This is a genomic window from Streptomyces sp. NPDC089424, assembly GCF_044749345.1.
In the GTDB taxonomy this organism is placed as follows: domain Bacteria; phylum Actinomycetota; class Actinomycetes; order Streptomycetales; family Streptomycetaceae; genus Streptomyces.
Genome location: NZ_JBIVHU010000005.1, coordinates 416,394 through 434,153 on the forward strand (window position 1 = coordinate 416,394; position 17,760 = coordinate 434,153).

Sequence of the window (17,760 nt, forward strand, 5' to 3'; positions counted from 1 at the left end):
ACGCCCGTCCGTCCCGGGCGGCGAGGCGGTCTGCGCGGTTGCGTCCACTTACGTCATGCTCTGTGTCCATGATCAGCTTCTGGAGCACGGCGGGCCGCCTGACGGGCCCCCGACGGCAGGCGCCGGTGATGTACGCACTGATCGTCCTGTGCTGCCTGATCTTCCTGATCGGACCCGCCTCGGGCCTGAATCCGGTGTACGGCCTGGGCGACGAGCTGCTCGCCGCGCAGCGGGCGTACTTCCGCCGCTGGGGGGTGGTACCCGCAGAACTGTTCGATGGTTCCCCCCGGGCCCTCCTCACCCCGGCGACGGGCCTCTTCGTGCACGGCACCTGGGTGCACCTGCTCGGCAACATGCTCTTCCTCTACGTCTTCGGCGTGATGACCGAGGAACGGATGGGCCGCGTCGAGTTCACCCTCTTCTACCTCGGCTGCGGCTACCTCGCGCTGCTCGGGTACGCCGTGGCCAACGCCGACTCCGAGCAGTCCCTGGTCGGCGCGTCGGGGGCGATCTCGGCGGTCCTCGGGGCCTTTCTCTTCCTCTTCCCCCGGGCGCGGGTGACCAGCCTCCTGCCGTTCCTGTTCTTTCTGCCGCTGCGGTTCCCGGCCTGGGTGGTGCTGCCCTTCTGGGTGGCCCTCCAGTGGCTCGCGGCCGGCCAGGCGTCCAGCGGCCCGGGGGTGGCCTATCTGGCCCACCTCGTGGGCTTCGGCCTGGGCTTCGCCTACGCGTGGGCGCGATTCGGGCGTAGGACTAGAGTGAAGGCCGCCCCTGCTCCGGCCCCCGAGGGAGAGAACCAGCCGTGATCACCGCGATCGTCCTCATCAAGACCAGCGTGGACCGGATCCCCGAGATCGCCGAGCAGATCGCCGCGCTGGACTCCGTCAGCGAGGTCTTCTCCGTCACCGGCACCTACGACCTGATCGCCATGGTCCGGGTGAAGCAGCACGAGAACCTCGCCGACGTCATCCCCGGCAGCATCAGCAAGATCGCCGGCGTGGAGGCGACGGACACCCACGTGGCGTTCCGCACGTACTCGCAACACGACCTGGAAGCGGCCTTCGCGATCGGCCTGGACAACTAGGGCCTGCCGCCCGGATCGATGCTCCGCCTCGACGCCCTCCTCCGCCTCGCGGCTGCACCCACCGGACCCCGCTCACCGACGCCTGCGAACCACCGTCGATCCTCCGCGACCTGGTCCGGACGACCCGCGGGAGGGCTTGCGGGCGGACGGCCCCCGCCCCGTCGGTGCCGAGCGGCGGAACGCCGAGCAGGAGGCCGCCCCGGCTCACGCCACGGACGCGGAGTCCGGCAGGCGTACAGGCGCCGGCGAACCACCCTCGAAGCTCCGCGGCGTGATCCACCTCCGCCGACGCTCCGCCACCCGGGCCGGACGACCCGCGGGAGGGCGTACGGCCGCACGGCCCCCGCCCCGACGGTGCCGCGCGCGGCGGAACGCCGAGCAGAAGGCCGCCCCCGGCTCACGCCACGGACGCGGAGTCCCGCAGCCGTACCGGCGCCGACGAACCACCGACGATGCTTCGCGACCCGGGCCGGACGAGCCGCGGGAGGGCTTGCGGGCGGGCGGCCGCCGCCCTGTCGGCGCGACGCCGGGCGGGAGGCCGGCCGCCCGGCGTGGGGGCTGTGGATCAGACGGCGGGGACGCAACGGCCTTCCACTGTGCGGTAGTTCCACTTCGCGCCGTTCCGGACCAGCTCGCGCGCCGCCCCGACGAACCGCTCGACGTGCTCGTCCGGCGTCCCCGCGCCGAAGCTCACCCGGACGGCGTTCAGCGACTTCTCCCCGGGAGCGGCCTCGGGCGCGCCGCACTCGCCCTGGGTCTGCGGGTCGCTGCCGAGCAGGGTGCGGACGAGGGGGTGGGCGCAGAAGAGCCCGTCGCGGACGCCGATGCCGTACTCGGCGGACAGGGCGGCGGCGAAGTGCGAGCTGTTCCAGCCCTCGACGACGAAGGAGAGCACCCCGACGCGGGGCGCGTCGTCGCCGAACAGGGAGAGGATCCGGACCTCGGGAACGTCGGCGAGCCCCTCGCGGACCGTGCGGATCAGGTGCTGCTCCCGGGCGACCAGGGCGTCCTGACCTGCCTCGGTGAGGGCCTTGCAGGCCGACGCGACGGCGTAGGCGCCGATCACGTTCGGGGAACCCGCCTCGTGCCGGGCGGCGCTGTCGTGCCACTCGACGTCCACCCCGCCGTCGGCCCGCCGGGCGACCGTGCGGCTGGCACCGCCGCCGGCGAGGTACGGCTCCGCCTCGCGCAGCCAGTCGGCGCGGCCGGCGAGCACTCCGGAGCCGAACGGGGCGTACAGCTTGTGCCCGGAGAAGGCGACCCAGTCGACGTCCAGCTCCCGCACGGAGACCGGGTGGTGCGGCGCGAGCTGGGCGGCGTCCAGCACGATCCGCGCGCCGTGCGCGTGCGCGGCCGCGGCGAGCTCCCGCACGGGCCACAGTTCGCCGGTGACGTTGGAGGCGCCGGTGACGCAGACCAGGGCCGGGCCGTGGGACCCCCGCCCGGCCAGCGCGCGCTCCAGGGTGCGTACCGCCTGCTGAGGGGTGCGCGGCGCGTCGAGGTAGGTGACGTGCGCGTTCCGCCAGGGCAGCAGGGACGCGTGGTGCTCGGTCTCGAAGACGAAGACCTGGCAGCCGGCGGGGAGGGCGCCGGCGAGCAGGTTGAGCGAGTCGGTGGTGGCGCGGGTGAAGATCACCTGGTCGTCGTCACGGCAGTCGAGGAACTCGGCGACGGTCCCGCGGGCGTTCTCGAACAGGTCGGTGGAGAGCTGGGACAGGTAGCCGGCACCGCGGTGCACGCTCCCGTAGTACGGCGCGTAGGCCGCCACGTCGTCCCAGACGCGCTGGAGGGCGGGGGCACTGGCCGCGTAGTCGAGGGCGGCGTAGGTGACCTCGCCCCCGGTCACGAGCGGGACGGTGACATCCCGCCCCAGAACTGGCAGCGGGGCACAAACGGACTGGTCGGCGGCAGCGGTGAAGACGGACATGGGTGCACTCCCGTGAGGCGGACGGACACCACCACGCGAGCGGCACGCTCCAGCGCGGAGGCGGAAGAAAGAAGAAACAGGGCGATGCGGAGGCGGGGCTCTGCGGCCCTATCGCATTCGGTTGCTCACGGAAGGCTCCCTCGACGACCAGGACCCCTGGTGACGCGAGGGGTCCGCGCTTGTCGTAGGCCTTGCTGCCTACGACCTGGTCTTCACCCGGGGCACCCCGCCACGGACGGAGGGTTGCCGGACAGCCGGCCGGGGCCTTTCAGCTGTCGCTCATGACCTGGTACAGCATCTTGCCACATGATCTTCGGCTCGCAAGGCGCGGTCCAGGATCCGGACCGCGCCCCGCCGCACCGCCGGTGGCGTCAGGCGTTGCTCGCCGCCACCCAGCGCTCCAGCACCCGCCCGGCGGCACCCGAGTCGATCGCCTCCGCCGCCCTCGCCATCCCGGCCCCGATCCGCGCGGCCAGCGGCTCGTCGCCCGGCTCCAGCGCCACCAGCGCCGCCGCGGCGTTCAGCAGCACGGCATCCCGTACGGGGCCCGGCTCGCCGTCCAGCAGGCGCCGGGCGACCTCCGCGTTGTACGAGGCGTCCGCGCCCCGCAGCGCCTCCACCGGCACCAGGTCGATGCCGACCTCGCGCGGGTCGAAGGCCTCCTCGGTCACCTCGCCGTCGCGGACCACCCAGACCCGGGACGTCGACGTCGTGGTCAGCTCGTCCAGCCCGTCGTCGCCGCGGAAGACCAGCGAGGAGTTGCCGCGCCCGGCGAAGACACCGGCGACGATCGGCGCCATCCGGGGGTCGGCGACACCCACGGCCTGCGCCTTGACCTTCGCCGGGTTGGTCAGCGGGCCCAGGAAGTTGAACGTCGTCCGGATGCCGAGCTGTCCGCGGGCCGCCGCCACGTGGCGCAGCGCCGGGTGGAACTTCACCGCGAAGCAGAAGGTGATCCCCGCCTCCTCGGCGACCTCGGCGACCCGCTGCGGCGTCAGTTGCAGATTGACGCCCAGCTTCTCCAGCACGTCGGAGGCCCCGGAGGCGGACGAGGCGGCCCGGTTGCCGTGCTTGACGACCTTCGTGCCCGTACCGGCGACCACGATCGCCGACATGGTGGAGATGTTGACCGTCTTCGCGCCGTCGCCGCCGGTCCCGACGATGTCGACCGTCGCGCCCGGCACCTCGATGACGTTCGCGTGCTCGTACATCGTGCGCACCAGCCCGCTGATCTCCTCGACGGTCTCGCCCTTGGCCCGCAGGGCCACCGCGAATCCGGCGATCTGCGCGTCGGTCGCCTCGCCGCGCATGATCAGGTCCATCGCCCAGGCGGTGTCGTCCGCGCTCAGGTCGCGGCCGTCCAGCAGGCCGTTCAGCAGGGCGGGCCAGGAGCGGCCCGCCGCGGTGTCGCCTCCAGCGGGGGTCACAGCGCTCATAAGCCGCTCCTGGTCCAGTCCCGTCGTACGGGACACGTGTCTCGAACTGGGTCCACCCTATCCAGCCCCGGGCACGGCGAAGGGCCCCGTCCGAACACCGGACGGGGCCCTTCGCCGTGGCGTGGCGAGTCAGCGATCAGTGGTGGCCGTGGCCGCTCGTGATCTCCTTGTACTCATCGACGGTGGGCTTGGGGATCTGGGCGTCCTCGCCGTAGTAGGCGTTGCTGAGCTTGGCGCGCAGCTTCTCGGGCCCCGTCACCTTGCGCTCGACGCCGTTCTCGTCGACCGCCGGGCCGATCTCGGCCGGCTGGTACTGCTCGTGGGCCGTGAGCGTGTACAGCGCCTCCTGGCTGAGCGGCTCGTGGACCTCGATGAACTCACCGTGCGGCAGGCGCTTGATGGTGCCGGTCTCACGGCCGTGCAGCACCTTGTCCCGGTCCCGGCGCTGCAGGCCGAGGCAGATCCGCTTGGTGACGACGAAGGCGAGGATCGGTCCGGCGAAGAAGCCGATCCGGACGAACCAGGTGACCGCGTTGATCGACAGATGGAAGTGCGTGGCGACGATGTCGTTGCCACCGCCGATCAACATGATCATGTAGCCGGTGACCCAGGCGACACCGAAGGCCGTACGGGTCGGGGCGTTGCGCGGGCGGTCCAGGATGTGGTGCTCGCGCTTGTCGCCGGTGACCCACGACTCGATGAACGGGTACAGGGCGATCACGCCGAGGAACAGCCCGAACAGGACCAGCGGGATGAACACGCCCAGGACCAGTGTGTGGCCCCAGAAGTTGATCTCCCAGCCGGGCATGGCCCGGACGAGTCCTTCGGCGAAGCCCATGTACCAGTCGGGCTGGGCGCCCGTGGAGACCTGGTCGGGCCGGTACGGGCCGAGGACCCAGATCGGGTTGACCGAGGCGATGCCGGCCAGGGCCGCGATGGCACCGAAGACCAGGAAGAAGAAGCCTCCGGCCTTGGCCGTGTAGACCGGCAGCAGCGGCATGCCGACGACGTTCTTGTTCGACTTGCCGGGACCCGCGAACTGCGTGTGCTTGTGGTAGAAGACCAGGATCAGGTGGCCGACCACCAGACCGAGCATGATGCCCGGCAGCAGCAGGATGTGGATCGAGTAGAAGCGGGCCACGAAGTCGGTGCCCGGGAACTCCCCGCCGAACAGGAACATCGAGATGTACGTGCCGACGATCGGCATGGACAGGATCGCGCCCTGGGTGAAGCGGACACCGGTGCCGGAGAGCAGGTCGTCCGGGAGCGAGTAGCCGGTGAAACCGGTGAACATGCCGAGGACGAACAGCAGGAAGCCGAACAGCCAGTTGATCTCACGCGGCTTGCGGAACGCGCCGGTGAAGAACACACGCATCATGTGCACGAACATGCCGGCGAGGAAGATGATCGCCGCCCAGTGGTGGATCTGCCGGATCAGCAGACCGCCGCGCACGTCGAAGCTGATGTCCAGGGTGGAGGCGAAGGCCTCCGACATCAGCTGGCCCTGCAGCGGGACGTAGCTGCCGTGGTACTCCACCTCGTTCATCGACGGGTGGAAGAACAGCGTCAGGTACACACCCGTGAGGATGATGATGATGAAGCTGTACAGGCAGATCTCGCCCAGCATGAAGGACCAGTGGTCCGGGAAGATCTTGCGCATGTTGGCCTTGGCCAGGGAGTAGATCCCGAGCCGGCCGTCGGCCCAGTCGGCGACACGTTCGCCGGCCGGCGCCTTCCCGCGAGAGCGGGAATCGGAGGTGGTCGTAGTGCTCATCCGCGCTCCCAGAATGCAGGACCGACGGGCTCGTCGAAGTCGCCGAGCGCCTCGAGGTAACCCTCGTCGTTCACACCGATCCGCAGCTGCGGAAGGGCGTGGCCGGCGGGGCCGAAGATGACCCGGGCACCGTCGGACAGGTCGAAGGTGGACTGGTGGCAGGGGCACAGCACGTGGTGCGTCTGCTGCTCGTACAGCGAGATCGGGCAGCCCACGTGGGTGCAGATCTTCGAGTACGCCACGATGCCCTCGTGCGACCATTCGAGCTCGCGCTTGTCCTTGATGTCGCCCGGCTGGAGCCGCACGATCATCAGGGCCGCCTTGGCGATCTCGTTCTGGAAGTCGTGGTCGTGCTCCTCCAGGCCCTCGGGCTTGGCGAACGTGAGCGAGCCGACGGCGACGTCCGAGGGACGCAGCGGCTCGTTCGTGTTCATGTTGACGAGGAGCTTGCCCTTCTTCCACAGGGTGTGGCGGAGCTTGTCCTCGGGCAGCGGGCCCAGGTCGCGCAGCAGGACGATGCCGGACAGCGGCACCAGCGTGAGCGCGCCGAGCATCGTGTTGCGGATCAGCTTGCGACGGCCGAGGGCGGACTCCTTGGCACCCTGCTTGAAGTCCGCGTGGACCTTCGCGCGGACCTCGGGGGTGGCCTCGATCGGGTGACGCTCGTCCGCGATCTCCACGTCGGACATCAGGGTGCGGGCCCAGTGGACCGCACCCGCGCCGATGCAGAACAGCGCGAGACCGAGGGTCAGGCCGAGCGCGAGGTTCAGGGCGCTGACGTGACCGAGCGGCCAGACGTAGACGGCCTTGTCGACCGGCACCGCCACGAACGCGGCGATGAAGGCCACCGTGGCCAGCATCGACACCGTGAACAGCATGGCCACCGTGCGCTCGGACCGCTTGGCGGCCCGCTCGTCGATGTCCTGGATCCGGTGCTCGTGCGGCGGCAGACCCGGGTCTGCGAACGGGTTCTTCTCGTCGGCGACGTCGACCGCGCCGGCCCGCTCGGCGGGCAGCTTCTCTTCTGGAATGTCTTGGCTACTCATGACTTCTTGGCCTTTGCGGTCCGGGCGGCGACCCACACGGCGACGGCGATCAGGCCACCGAGGCCGAAGATCCAGCCGAACAGGCCCTCGCTGACCGGCCCGAGGCCGCCCAGCTCCAGACCGCCGGGGCTCTCCGTGGTGGAGCTGTTGACCGCCTCCAGGTACGCGATGATGTCCTTCTTGTTCTGCTCGGACAGCGTCGTGTCGGGGAAGGAGGGCATGTTCTGCGGGCCGGTCTGCATGGCCTCGTAGATGTGCTTCGGGTCGACGCCTTCCAGGGACGGCGCGTACTTGCCCCTGGTGAGCGCACCGCCCTTGCCGGTGAAGTTGTGGCACTGCGCGCAGTTGGTGCGGAAGAGCTCGCCACCCTCGGCGATGTCCGCGCCCTCCGTGCCGTACTGCTCCTTGGTCGGGATGTTCGGGCCGGCGCCGAGCGAGGCCACGTAGGCCGCGAGCTGGTCGATCTGGGCCTGCGTGTAGATGACCTTCTTCGCCGGCACCTGGGCGCCCTGCGAGGTCGCCGCCGGCATACGGCCGGTGCCCACCTGGAAGTCGACGGCCGCGGCGCCCACGCCCACCAGGCTGGGACCGTCGGAGGTGCCCTGACCATCGGTGCCGTGACAGCTGGCGCAGCCGACGGCGTAGAGCTTCTTGCCCTCGTCGATGGCGAGGGACTGGGCCGTTTCGTCGGCCTGCGCCTTGTCCGCGGGCGCGAACACGGCGTACAGCCCCCCAGTGGCCGCCAGCGCAAGGAGTAGGACGACGACCGCCGCCAGCGGATGGCGTCGTCGTGCGGAGAGCTTTTTCACGGATTACCCCGGTGTCAGGATCTTCTGCGTCGAGTCTTCTGGAATGCGCGGGAGCGGGTCCCGGCTACTTGATCATGTAGATCGTGGCGAAGAGGCCGATCCAGACGACATCGACGAAGTGCCAGTAGTAGGACACGACGATGGCGGCGGTCGCCTGCTCGTGGGTGAACCTCCGAGCCGCGTAGGTACGGCCGAGGACCAGCAGGAAGGCGATGAGTCCGCCCGTCACGTGCAGGCCGTGGAAGCCGGTGGTCAGGTAGAAGACCGAGCCGTACGGGTCGGAGGAGAGCGAGAGGCCCTCGTGCTTCACCAGCTCGGTGTACTCGAAGACCTGGCCGCCGATGAAGATCGCACCCATCACGAAGGTGACGATGAACCACATCCGGAGCTTCTTCACGTCACCGCGCTCGGCGGCGAACACACCGAGCTGGCAGGTGAGGGAGGAGAGCACCAGGATCGTGGTGTTGGTCGCCGAGAACGGGAAGTTCAGGGCAGAGGCCTTCTCGTGCCAGAACTCGGGACCGGTCACCGATCGCAGGGTGAAGTACATCGCGAAGAGGGCCGCGAAGAACATCAGCTCGGAACTCAGCCAGATGATGGTTCCGACGCTGGTGAGGTTCGGCCGGTTGACCGACGGGTGCGCGTGCCCGGTATCTACTGTCGTTGCTGTCGCCACGACCGACATTATGTCGGTCGCTTATCCCGCCCTCACTCCGGGGGGTGCCGTTCGGAGTGTCCGCAGCGTGTGTACTGCCCGGATGGCCCAGGGAAGGCGTGTGCGAACCGGTGTTGACGAGGTGTTCAAGGGAGTAGCATCCGCCGCATCGGGCCGTTCCGTCCCGGCCCTCGCGTACGACGCCGACGTCTCGGAGGAAGCATGCAGCCGACCGCCACGGTGCTGGTCTACAGCGACGACTCCAACACCCGCGCCCAGGTGCGGCTGGCCGCGGGCAAGCGGCCAGCGCCGGACGTCCCGGTGGTGGAGTACGTGGAGTGTGCCACCCCCGCCGCCGTCCTGACGGAGCTGGACAAGGGCGGGATCGACGTCTGCGTCCTGGACGGTGAGGCCGTGCCCATGGGCGGCATGGGCCTGTGCCGGCAGATCAAGGACGAGGTCTTCGCCTGCCCGCCGGTGCTCCTGCTCATCGGGCGGCCGCAGGACGCCTGGCTGGCCACCTGGAGCCGCGCCGACGCCGCGGTGACGCTGCCCGTGGAGCCGGTGGAGTTCGCGAACGCCCTGGCCGCCCTGCTGCGCCGGAAGAAGCTGGCCAGCGCCTGAGAGCGCGGAGGCGACAGGCCACCCGGGGCCGGGCCCCGGGTGGCCTGTCGCATGCTTTCCCCGCGCCCCTGAGGGGCGTTGCTCCGCCGGGCCTCAGACGGTCTGGGGCTGCAGCCTGACGCGTTCCGTCTCGTCGGGGCCCTCGGGGCTGCCGGTGACCAGGGCACTGCCCTTGCGCCAGTTCGCCCACTCGACGTTCCAGTCGCCGAAGCCGTTGCCGAACGGTTCCATCGTCTTGCCGTAGGAATTGACGACCTGCACGATGTCGCCGGGGCGCACGGTCTCGTAGAACCACGAGGCGTTGCTGGTGTTCATCCCGACGCAGCCGTGGCTGACGTTGGCCGAGCCCTGGTCGCCGACGGACCACGGGGCGGCGTGCACGTACTCGCCGCTCCAGGTCACCCGGGTGGCGTAGTAGACGGGCAGGTCGTACGACTCGGAGGTGCCGTCGGCGATGCCGACGGTGGTGCCGCGCATGCGTACGAAGTACTCCTTGCCGATGACCACCTTGACCCCGTTGCGGGTCTCGAAGCCGGGCTTGCCCATGGTGATCGGGAGGGTGTTGATCTCCTTGTCGTTCTTGAAGACCGTCATGTGGTGGCTGGCGCCGTCCGCGATGGCGACGATCTTGTCGCCGGTGGTGATCTTCAAGGGCTTCGCCGTACCGCCCCAGAGCCGATCGCTGATCTTGATGCCGTCGAGGTTGCTGCGCACCTGCAGGGTGGCGTTGGCGGGCCAGTACTCCTTGGGCCGGTAGTGGAGCTTCTTGTCGTCGACCCAGTGCCAGGAGCCCTCCACGACGATGTTGGAGTCGACCTTCAGGCCGCGTTCGACGATCGCGCGCTGCGCCTTGTCCTTGACGGGCTGGCTCAGGTCGGCGGTGATCGGCTGGCCCACGCCGTACTTGCCCGCCTCGGGGCCGAAGGTGACGGCCAGTCGCTTCTGGGTACGCGGCTTGCCGGTGTCGAAGGTGACGACCCGTCGTCCCGGGGCCCCGTCCTCGTCCTCGGTGCTCACCCGGACCGTGTAGTGGGCGTCGGCGGCCAGCGGGGAGGTGCTGTGCCAGCGGCCTCCGTCGGCGGAGAGTTCGCCCGAGACATGGCGCCCTGCGGCGTCCACGGCCGTGACGTCCGTGATCCGGCCCTCGGAGCCCTCGGAGGTGATCTCCAGGGGCTTGTCCGGGTCCGCCTTCTTCCCGGCCTTGGTGGGGCCGTTGAAGGAGATGTGCTCGGCCGCGTCGTACGGCGTGGCGGACAGCGGGTTGCCGTCGTCGCTGCTGCAGGCGGTGACGCCCGCGCCGAGGGCGATCACCACCAGCGTGCAACCGGCGATTCTGCGGGTGCGCGAGGAGTGGCTCATGGCTTCACGCTAGGAAGATTCGTCAATCTCGGCGCGGTGAGTCATCCGTACGAGGGACACCCTTGGTGTGAAACGTGGAGAACGAAGGAGCCCGGACCCTCCTGACGGAGGATCCGGGCTCCTTGAGCGCTCGGCGCGAGCTACTGGGTGCGGTTCTCACCGCGGTAGTACTCGAAGACCCAGCCCCAGATGCCGATCAGGATCAGCGGGGCGGAGAAGTACAGCAGCCACCAGCCGACCGCGACACCGAGGAAGGCGAGCGCGCCACCGATGCCGAGGGACAGCGGCTGCCAGCTGTGCGGGCTGAAGAAGCCCAGCTCGCCCGCGTCGTCCGCGACGTCGGCCTCCTTGTTGTCCTGGGCACCCACGTCGACCCGCCGGGCAGTGAAGCCCAGGTAGAAGCCGATCATGATGGACAGACCGAAAGCCAGGAAGAGGGCCGTGGTGCCGGCCGGCTCCTTCGACCACAAGCCATAGACGATCGCCATGGCCAGGATGAAGACGCTCAGCCACATGAACATCTTGCCCTGGATCTTCACTTACCGGCCTCCTTGCTACCCGCCAGGGCGCTGGCACCGTGGCCGCCGTGGCCGAGCTCCTCGAGCGCGGCGATCTCGGGGTGGTGCAGGTCGAACGCCGGGGACTCGCTGCGGATCCGCGGCAGGGTGAGGAAGTTGTGCCGCGGCGGCGGGCAGGAGGTGGCCCACTCCAGCGAGCGGCCGTAGCCCCAGGGGTCGTCGACGCCGACCGGCTTGCCGTACTTGGCCGTCTTCCAGACGTTGTAGAAGAACGGCAGGACCGACAGGCCGAGCACGAACGAGCTGATCGTCGAGATCGTGTTCAGGGCGGTGAAGCCGTCGGCCGCCAGGTAGTCGGCGTACCGGCGCGGCATGCCCTCGGCGCCCAGCCAGTGCTGGACCAGGAAGGTGCCGTGGAAGCCGATGAACAGCGTCCAGAAGGTGATCTTGCCGAGCCGCTCGTCGAGCATCTTGCCGGTCCACTTCGGCCACCAGAAGTGGAAGCCGGAGAACATCGCGAAGACGACGGTGCCGAAGACGACGTAGTGGAAGTGCGCCACCACGAAGTACGAGTCGGAGACGTGGAAGTCCATCGGCGGCGAGGCCAGGATGACACCGGTCAGACCACCGAAGGTGAAGGTGATCAGGAAGCCGGTCGCCCAGAGCATCGGGGTCTCGAAGGACAGTGAGCCCTTCCACATCGTGCCGATCCAGTTGAAGAACTTCACACCGGTCGGGACCGCGATGAGGAACGTCATGAAGGCGAAGAACGGCAGCAGCACACCACCGGTGACGTACATGTGGTGCGCCCACACCGTCACGGACAGACCCGCGATGGCGATGGTCGCCGCGATCAGGCCCGAGTAGCCGAACATCGGCTTGCGGGAGAAGACCGGGATGACCTCACTGATGATGCCGAAGAACGGCAGCGCGATGATGTACACCTCTGGATGCCCGAAGAACCAGAAGAGGTGTTGCCATAGCAACGCCCCGCCGTTCGACGCGTCGAAGACATGGGCACCGAACTTGCGGTCCGCCTCCAGGGCGAACAACGCGGCCGCGAGGACCGGGAAGGCGAGCAGGACCAGGACACCGGTCAGCAGCACGTTCCAGGTGAAGATCGGCATGCGGAACATCGTCATGCCGGGCGCGCGCATGCAGATGATCGTGGTGATGAAGTTGACCGAGCCGAGGATGGTGCCGAAGCCGGAGAAGGCCAGACCCATGATCCACATGTCGGCGCCCACACCCGGCGAGCGGACCGCGTCCGACAGCGGGGAGTAGGCGAACCAGCCGAAGTCGGCCGCGCCCTGGGGGGTGAGGAAGCCGGCCACCGCGATGAGCGAGCCGAAGAGGTACAGCCAGTAGGCGAACATGTTCAGCCGCGGGAACGCCACGTCGGGCGCGCCGATCTGCAGCGGCATGATCCAGTTCGCGAATCCGGCGAACAGCGGCGTCGCGAACATCAGCAGCATGATGGTGCCGTGCATCGTGAACGCCTGGTTGAACTGCTCGTTCGACATGATCTGCGTACCCGGACGGGCGAGCTCGGCGCGCATGAAGAGCGCCATCACGCCACCGATGCAGAAGAACGCGAACGACGTGACCAGGTACAGCGTGCCGATCGTCTTGTGGTCGGTGGTCGTCAGCCACTTCACGACCACGTTGCCGGGCTGCTTGCGCCGCACCGGCAGCTCGTTCTCGTACGAGCCGGCCTCGGCGGCACCCGCGGGTTCGTTGAGGATGCTCACAGTTGGTTCGTCTCCCGGTTCTTCTCGTGAGGCGTCTGCTCGATGCCCGCGGGAACGTAACCGGTCTGCCCCTTCTTGGCGAGGTCCTTGAGGTGCTGCTCGTAGCGCTCCGGAGAGACGACCTTCACGTTGAACAGCATCCGGGAGTGGTCGACGCCGCACAGTTCGGCGCACTTGCCCAGGAAGGTGCCCTCCCTGTTGGGGGTCACCTGGAAGGCGTTGGTGTGGCCGGGGATGACGTCCTGCTTCATCAGGAACGGCACCACCCAGAAGGAGTGGATGACGTCACGCGAGGTGAGCACGAAGCGGACCGTCTTGCCCTCGGGCAGCCAGAGGGTGGGGCCCGGGTTGCCCGTCTGCGGGTTCCGCTCCCCGGGCGTGCCGCAGGCGTAGACGCCGCCGGCGTCGGCCGGGAACTCCTTCTTGTAGCGGTCCGGAATGGCGGCCAGTTCCTTGGACGTCTTGGCGTCCCCCGTGGAACCTTCGACATTCTCGATGTAGTTGAAGCACCAGCTCCACTGGAAGCCGACCACGTTGACCGTGACGTCGGGCTTCTTGGACATGTCGAGGAGCTTCGTCTCGTCGCGCGCCGTGAAGTAGAAGAGGACCGAGACGATGATGATCGGGACCACCGTGTACAGCGCCTCGATGGGCACGTTGTACCTGGTCTGCGGAGGAACCTCGATCTTGGTGCGGCTGCGCCGGTGGAAGATGGCACTCCACAGAATGAGGCCCCACACCAGCACGCCGACGGCGAGCGCGGCAGCCCAGGAGCCCTGCCACAGGGAGAGGACGATCGGCGCCTCTTCCGTGGTGGGGGTGGGCATACCAAGGCGGGGGAAGTCCTCCCATGTGCAACCGGTGGCGGTCGCCAGGACCAGGCCCGCGGTCAGTGCCTGCAGCAGCTTCCGCCGCATCGGGCGCCGCGGCGAGCGGTCGGAGCCGTTGGGACTCACGTAGCGCCTTCCCGAGAGTCTCGCCCGCGCTGTCGGCTGCGGCCTTCTCGCTGGTCGGTCGCCGCCCTGCGTCGGGCAGGGGTTTGGATGTTTATGCGGACCAAACCCTAGCCGACGGTCTCCGGGGGTTCGCGGGGAGGGTGCCCGAACGCGCCGCCGGGTCAGCCGAAGGGGTCGGTTGCCCGGCTCTGGGCTACTTCTGACGGTGGGTTCGGGGCGTCCGGCGACCCGGACCAGCGGGTTTTTCGGCGGGCGCGGACCGTCGCCCGCTCCGTGGACGCTTCCCCGCGCCCCTCCGGGACGCTTAGCGTTGCCGTATGTCCTACTTCGACGCCGCCTCCTCCGCCCCCCTCCATCCCGTCGCGCGACAGGCCCTGCTGGCCTCCCTCGACGAGGGGTGGGCCGATCCGGCGCGGCTGTACCGCGAGGGGCGGCGGGCCCGGATGCTGCTGGACGCGGCGCGGGAGGCGGCCGCGGAGGCGGTGGGGTGCCGCGCGGACGAGCTGGCGTTCACCCCCTCCGGAACCCGCGCCGTGCACATGGGGATCGCGGGTGCGCTGGCCGGACGTCGGCGCGCCGGGCGTCACCTGATCGTGTCAGCGGTCGAACACTCCTCGGTGCTCCATGCGGCGGAGGTGAACGAGAGGGACGGCGGCACGACCACACAGGTCGCGGTGGGCCGGGAGGGCGCGGTGCGCGCCCAGGGGTACGCCGAGGCGCTGCGCCCCGACACCGCGCTGGCCTGTCTGCAGTCGGCCAACCACGAGGTGGGGACCGTGCAGCCGGTGGCCGAGGTGGCGTCCGTGTGCCGGGCGGCCGGGGTGCCGTTGCTGGTGGACGCGGCGCAGTCGCTGGCGTGGGGGCCGGTTGCGGGCGACTGGTCGCTGCTGACGGCCAGCGCCCACAAGTGGGGCGGCCCCTCGGGGGTGGGGCTGCTGGCGGTACGCAAAGGGGTGCGCTTCGCGCCGCAAGGGCCCGCCGACGAACGGGAGTCGGGGCGTGCCGCCGGTTTCGAGAACATCCCGGCGATCGTCGCGGCGGCGGCCTCGCTGCGGGCCGTGCGGGCCGAGGCGGCCCAGGAGGCACTGCGGCTGCGGGAGCTGACGGAGCGGATCCGGACGCGGGTGCCGGAACTGCTGGGGGACGTCGAGGTGGTGGGCGATCCGGAGCGGCGGCTGCCGGGGGTCGTCACCTTCTCCTGTCTCTATGTCGACGGGGAGACCCTGCTGCACGAGCTGGACCGCGCCGGTTTCTCCGTCTCGTCCGGATCGTCCTGCACGAGCAGCACGCTGACGCCGAGCCATGTACTGAAGGCGATGGGCGTGCTCAGTGAGGGCAACGTGCGGGTGTCGCTGCCGCCCGGGGCGGCGGAGGAGGACGTCGAGCGTTTCCTCCAGGTGCTGCCCGGGGCGGTCACGGCGGTCCGGGAGAAGCTCGGGGCGCCGGCGCCCCGCACGGTCGTCGAGGACGACGCGCTCGTCGTGGACGCGCTGGGCAAGCTCTGCCCTCTCCCCGTGATCGAGCTGGCCAAGGTCATCGGGGAGGTGCCGGTGGGCGGCACGGTCCGGGTGCTCGCGGACGACGAGGCGGCCCGGCTGGACATCCCGGCGTGGTGCGCGATGCGGGGCCAGGAGTACGTGGGTGAGGAGCCGGCGGACCGGGGAACGGCCTACGTGGTCCGCCGGCGGGCGTAGGGCCTGTGGGACAGGCCCTGGTCAGCGCAGGTGGGTGCGGACCTCTTCGGCGGCGTCATGGCCGTACGCCTTGGTGAAGCGGTCCATGAAGTGGGCGCGGCGCAGGGCGTACTCCTGGGTGCCGACCGTCTCGATCACGAGCGTGGCCAGCATGCAGCCGACCTGCGCGGCGCGCTCCAGGCCGACGCCCCAGACCAGGCCGGACAGGAAGCCGGCGCGGAAGGCGTCGCCGACGCCGGTGGGTTCGAGCTTGCGCTCCTCCTCGGGGCAGCCGACCTCGATGGGGTCCTCACCGGCCCGCTCGATGCGCACGCCCCGGGCGCCGAGGGTGGTGACGCGGTGGCCGACCTTGCCGAGGATCTCCTCGTCGCTCCAGCCGGTCTTCGACTCGATGAGGCCCTTCTCGTACTCGTTGGAGAAGAGGTACGTCGCCCCGTCCAGCAGGATCCGGATCTCCTCGCCGTCCATGCGGGCGATCTGCTGGGAGAAGTCGGCGGCGAACGCGATGTCGCGGGAGCGGCACTCCTCGGTGTGCCGGAGCATCGCCTCCGGGTCGTCGGCGCCGATCAGGACCAGGTCGAGGCCGCCGACCCGGTCGGCGACGGTCTTCAGCTCGATCAGGCGGGCCTCGCTCATGGCGCCGGTGTAGAACGAGCCGATCTGGTTGTGGTCGGCGTCCGTGGTGCACACGAAGCGGGCGGTGTGCAGGGTCTCGGAGATGCGTACGGAGGCGGTGTCGACGCCGTGCCGGTCCAGCCAGGCGCGGTACTCGTCGAAGTCGGCGCCGGCGGCGCCGACCAGGATCGGCCGGGTTCCGAGCTGGCCCATGCCGAAGGCGATGTTGGCGCCGACCCCACCCCGGCGGACATCGAGCTTGTCGACCAGGAACGACAGCGAGACCGTGTGCAGCTGGTCCGCGACGAGCTGGTCGGCGAAGCGGCCGGGGAAGGTCATGAGGTGGTCGGTGGCGATGGAGCCGGTGACTGCGATGCGCACGGCGTGGAATCTCCCGGGTGGAGGGGGTTGACGATTCACGCTACCCGGTTGCGGTGACGCCGTTGAAGTGGATGGCCGGATGGGCGCGAAGTACCGGCCGGAAGGGGGGTGGGCGGCGCCCAAACGGCGAAAACTACCCGATAGTAGATCTTTCTTCACCTGCCACTCCGTGCCTACGGTGCCGCTATGACGAAACTCGACGCTCCGGTTCCCGCCCCCGTCGACCTGGAGGGTGACCTGGCCGCCCTGCGGGGCGACTGCGCCCGGATGGTGCCGCACTGGTCGGCTCCCGACCGGCACGCCGCCCGTCCGGTCCCGCCGTCGCTGATCCACGGCGTGACCGTGCCGCCGAGGTCGGCCCGTCTGCTGGACGCGATGTCCGACTACGGCGACTGAGCCGGCTCGCGCGGGAACCGCGCGCTCCCCTGCTGCGTCCCATCGCTGTCCCCCGTGGAGGGGATACGGGATACGACCCACCAGCGTGAGCTGTGCAGCCGAAGGAGCGATGCGGTGAACACCGAGCGACCCGACAACGACGACGGCGTCGCGGCCGGGACCGGCGCCGCCGAGCAGGACGCGCAGGTCACGGGGGAGACAGAGGTCGTACCGACCTCGGAGGGTGACGCCGAACCGGCCCCGGACGCCGCGCAGGCCCGGACTCCGGACGAGACGGAAGCCCCGGACGCGGACACTGAACCGGCGCCGGGCGACACGCAGGCCCAGGCCCCCGACGAGGCGCAAGCTGCCGAGCCCCAGGAGCCGCCGGCCCCGGACGCGGACGCCACCGAAGCCCCCCGGCCGGACGAGGCGGACGCCGAAGCGGCGCCGGACGCGGACGGCCCGCAGGCCCAGGTTCCCGACGACGCGGAAGCTGCCGAGCCCCAGGACCCGCCGGCCCCGGACACGGACGACGCCGAAACCCCCCGGCCGGACGACGCGGCAGCACCGGACGCGGACGCCGAACATGCACCAGAGGCAGACGGGCCGCAGGCCCGGACCCCCGACGAGGCACAAGCCGCCGAGTCCCAGCACCCTCCGGCGCCGGACGCGGACGGCCCGCAGGCCCAGGTTCCCGACGACGCGGAAGCTGCCGAGCCCCAGGACCCGCCGGCCCCGGACACGGACGACGCCGAA

At 70.0% G+C, this 17,760-nt stretch carries 16 protein-coding genes, 1 pseudogene and 1 riboswitch; of the genes and pseudogenes, 6 read left to right on the forward strand and 11 right to left on the reverse strand.

Annotated elements, in window-relative coordinates:
- The first annotated feature begins 68 nt into the window (after positions 1–68).
- A complete protein-coding gene (locus ACIP2X_RS24465) occupies positions 69–803 on the forward strand; it encodes a rhomboid family intramembrane serine protease (protein WP_401676478.1) in 735 nt (244 codons plus the stop codon).
- Positions 800–1,081 carry an Lrp/AsnC family transcriptional regulator gene (locus ACIP2X_RS24470; RefSeq protein ID WP_401676479.1) on the forward strand — a complete coding sequence of 94 codons (282 nt, stop codon included), beginning with the start codon at positions 800–802 and terminating at the stop codon, positions 1,079–1,081. The genes ACIP2X_RS24465 and ACIP2X_RS24470 overlap by 4 nt, the downstream gene beginning before the upstream one ends.
- A 565-nt stretch (positions 1,082–1,646) precedes the next feature.
- Here ACIP2X_RS24470 and ACIP2X_RS24475 read toward each other — a convergent pair.
- From ACIP2X_RS24475 to ACIP2X_RS24500, 6 genes are all read right to left on the reverse strand, one after another.
- The gene (locus ACIP2X_RS24475) at positions 1,647–3,008 is read right to left on the reverse strand and encodes an aminotransferase class V-fold PLP-dependent enzyme (RefSeq protein WP_401676480.1); all 1,362 of its coding nucleotides are present in this window, start codon (positions 3,006–3,008) and stop codon (positions 1,647–1,649) included.
- A gap of 170 nt (positions 3,009–3,178) precedes the next feature.
- A riboswitch (SAM riboswitch) is annotated at positions 3,179–3,295 on the reverse strand.
- 84 nt (positions 3,296–3,379) lie between these two features.
- Entirely contained in the window at positions 3,380–4,444 is a 1,065-nt protein-coding gene (trpD, locus tag ACIP2X_RS24480; protein WP_401676481.1) for an anthranilate phosphoribosyltransferase, read from the reverse strand.
- 136 nt (positions 4,445–4,580) lie between these two features.
- Positions 4,581–6,218, reverse strand: coding sequence for a cytochrome bc complex cytochrome b subunit (locus ACIP2X_RS24485; RefSeq protein ID WP_401676482.1), 1,638 nt, complete (start codon positions 6,216–6,218; stop codon positions 4,581–4,583).
- Positions 6,215–7,264 (reverse strand): Rieske 2Fe-2S domain-containing protein, encoded by a 1,050-nt coding sequence (locus ACIP2X_RS24490; RefSeq protein ID WP_401676483.1) that lies wholly within the window; start codon positions 7,262–7,264, stop codon positions 6,215–6,217. Before ACIP2X_RS24490 ends, ACIP2X_RS24485 begins: the two co-directional genes overlap by 4 nt.
- Positions 7,261–8,073 carry a c-type cytochrome gene (locus ACIP2X_RS24495; RefSeq protein WP_401676484.1) on the reverse strand — a complete coding sequence of 271 codons (813 nt, stop codon included), beginning with the start codon at positions 8,071–8,073 and terminating at the stop codon, positions 7,261–7,263. Before ACIP2X_RS24495 ends, ACIP2X_RS24490 begins: the two co-directional genes overlap by 4 nt.
- Positions 8,074–8,137: 64 nt before the next feature.
- Positions 8,138–8,758: a heme-copper oxidase subunit III gene (locus ACIP2X_RS24500; protein ID WP_365448445.1), complete on the reverse strand. Its 621-nt coding sequence runs from the start codon at positions 8,756–8,758 to the stop codon at positions 8,138–8,140.
- Positions 8,759–8,950: 192 nt separating this feature from the next.
- On the opposite strand from ACIP2X_RS24500, the gene ACIP2X_RS24505 reads away from it, so the two are divergent.
- Entirely contained in the window at positions 8,951–9,352 is a 402-nt protein-coding gene (locus tag ACIP2X_RS24505) for a hypothetical protein (RefSeq protein WP_401676485.1), read from the forward strand.
- A 93-nt stretch (positions 9,353–9,445) separates the two neighbouring features.
- Here the strand turns inward: ACIP2X_RS24505 and ACIP2X_RS24510 are convergent, their stop codons facing one another.
- The 4 genes from ACIP2X_RS24510 to coxB form a co-directional block, all read right to left on the reverse strand.
- Positions 9,446–10,711 (reverse strand): Ig-like domain-containing protein, encoded by a 1,266-nt coding sequence (locus ACIP2X_RS24510; RefSeq protein ID WP_401676486.1) that lies wholly within the window; start codon positions 10,709–10,711, stop codon positions 9,446–9,448.
- A 140-nt stretch (positions 10,712–10,851) separates the two neighbouring features.
- Positions 10,852–11,250, reverse strand: a complete 399-nt coding sequence (locus ACIP2X_RS24515; protein ID WP_401676487.1) for a cytochrome c oxidase subunit 4 — start codon at positions 11,248–11,250, stop codon at positions 10,852–10,854.
- The gene (gene ctaD / locus ACIP2X_RS24520; protein ID WP_401676488.1) at positions 11,247–12,980 is read right to left on the reverse strand and encodes a cytochrome c oxidase subunit I; all 1,734 of its coding nucleotides are present in this window, start codon (positions 12,978–12,980) and stop codon (positions 11,247–11,249) included. Before ctaD ends, ACIP2X_RS24515 begins: the two co-directional genes overlap by 4 nt.
- Positions 12,977–13,936 carry a cytochrome c oxidase subunit II gene (gene coxB / locus ACIP2X_RS24525; protein ID WP_401676489.1) on the reverse strand — a complete coding sequence of 320 codons (960 nt, stop codon included), beginning with the start codon at positions 13,934–13,936 and terminating at the stop codon, positions 12,977–12,979. Before coxB ends, ctaD begins: the two co-directional genes overlap by 4 nt.
- Positions 13,937–14,253: 317 nt before the next feature.
- Between coxB and ACIP2X_RS24530 the strand changes: the two genes are divergently transcribed.
- Positions 14,254–15,630 (forward strand): cysteine desulfurase/sulfurtransferase TusA family protein, encoded by a 1,377-nt coding sequence (locus ACIP2X_RS24530; RefSeq protein WP_401676490.1) that lies wholly within the window; start codon positions 14,254–14,256, stop codon positions 15,628–15,630.
- A gap of 21 nt (positions 15,631–15,651) precedes the next feature.
- Here ACIP2X_RS24530 and ACIP2X_RS24535 read toward each other — a convergent pair whose 3' ends face one another.
- Positions 15,652–16,626: a carbohydrate kinase family protein gene (locus ACIP2X_RS24535; protein WP_401676491.1), complete on the reverse strand. Its 975-nt coding sequence runs from the start codon at positions 16,624–16,626 to the stop codon at positions 15,652–15,654.
- Positions 16,627–16,812: 186 nt separating this feature from the next.
- Between ACIP2X_RS24535 and ACIP2X_RS24540 the strand changes: the two genes are divergently transcribed.
- Both ACIP2X_RS24540 and ACIP2X_RS24545 read left to right on the forward strand, forming a co-directional pair.
- Positions 16,813–17,022 carry a hypothetical protein gene (locus ACIP2X_RS24540; protein ID WP_401676492.1) on the forward strand — a complete coding sequence of 70 codons (210 nt, stop codon included), beginning with the start codon at positions 16,813–16,815 and terminating at the stop codon, positions 17,020–17,022.
- Between the two features lie 114 nt (positions 17,023–17,136).
- Positions 17,137–17,760 (forward strand): annotated as a pseudogene (locus ACIP2X_RS24545) (hypothetical protein); the annotation flags it as partial.

What these genes read in the sequence shown, in the direction of transcription:
- ACIP2X_RS24465 (WP_401676478.1), top strand. Translation starts at nt 69, where the DNA reads ATGATCAGCTTCTGGAGCACGGCGGGCCGCCTGACGGGCCCCCGACGG.
- ACIP2X_RS24485 (WP_401676482.1), bottom strand. Translation starts at nt 6,218, where the DNA reads ATGAGCACTACGACCACCTCCGATTCCCGCTCTCGCGGGAAGGCGCCG.
- ACIP2X_RS24475 (WP_401676480.1), bottom strand. Translation starts at nt 3,008, where the DNA reads ATGTCCGTCTTCACCGCTGCCGCCGACCAGTCCGTTTGTGCCCCGCTG.
- ACIP2X_RS24530 (WP_401676490.1), top strand. Translation starts at nt 14,254, where the DNA reads ATGTCCTACTTCGACGCCGCCTCCTCCGCCCCCCTCCATCCCGTCGCG.
- ACIP2X_RS24540 (WP_401676492.1), top strand. Translation starts at nt 16,813, where the DNA reads ATGACGAAACTCGACGCTCCGGTTCCCGCCCCCGTCGACCTGGAGGGT.
- ACIP2X_RS24505 (WP_401676485.1), top strand. Translation starts at nt 8,951, where the DNA reads ATGCAGCCGACCGCCACGGTGCTGGTCTACAGCGACGACTCCAACACC.
- ACIP2X_RS24500 (WP_365448445.1), bottom strand. Translation starts at nt 8,758, where the DNA reads ATGTCGGTCGTGGCGACAGCAACGACAGTAGATACCGGGCACGCGCAC.
- ACIP2X_RS24510 (WP_401676486.1), bottom strand. Translation starts at nt 10,711, where the DNA reads ATGAGCCACTCCTCGCGCACCCGCAGAATCGCCGGTTGCACGCTGGTG.
- trpD (WP_401676481.1), bottom strand. Translation starts at nt 4,444, where the DNA reads ATGAGCGCTGTGACCCCCGCTGGAGGCGACACCGCGGCGGGCCGCTCC.
- ACIP2X_RS24490 (WP_401676483.1), bottom strand. Translation starts at nt 7,264, where the DNA reads ATGAGTAGCCAAGACATTCCAGAAGAGAAGCTGCCCGCCGAGCGGGCC.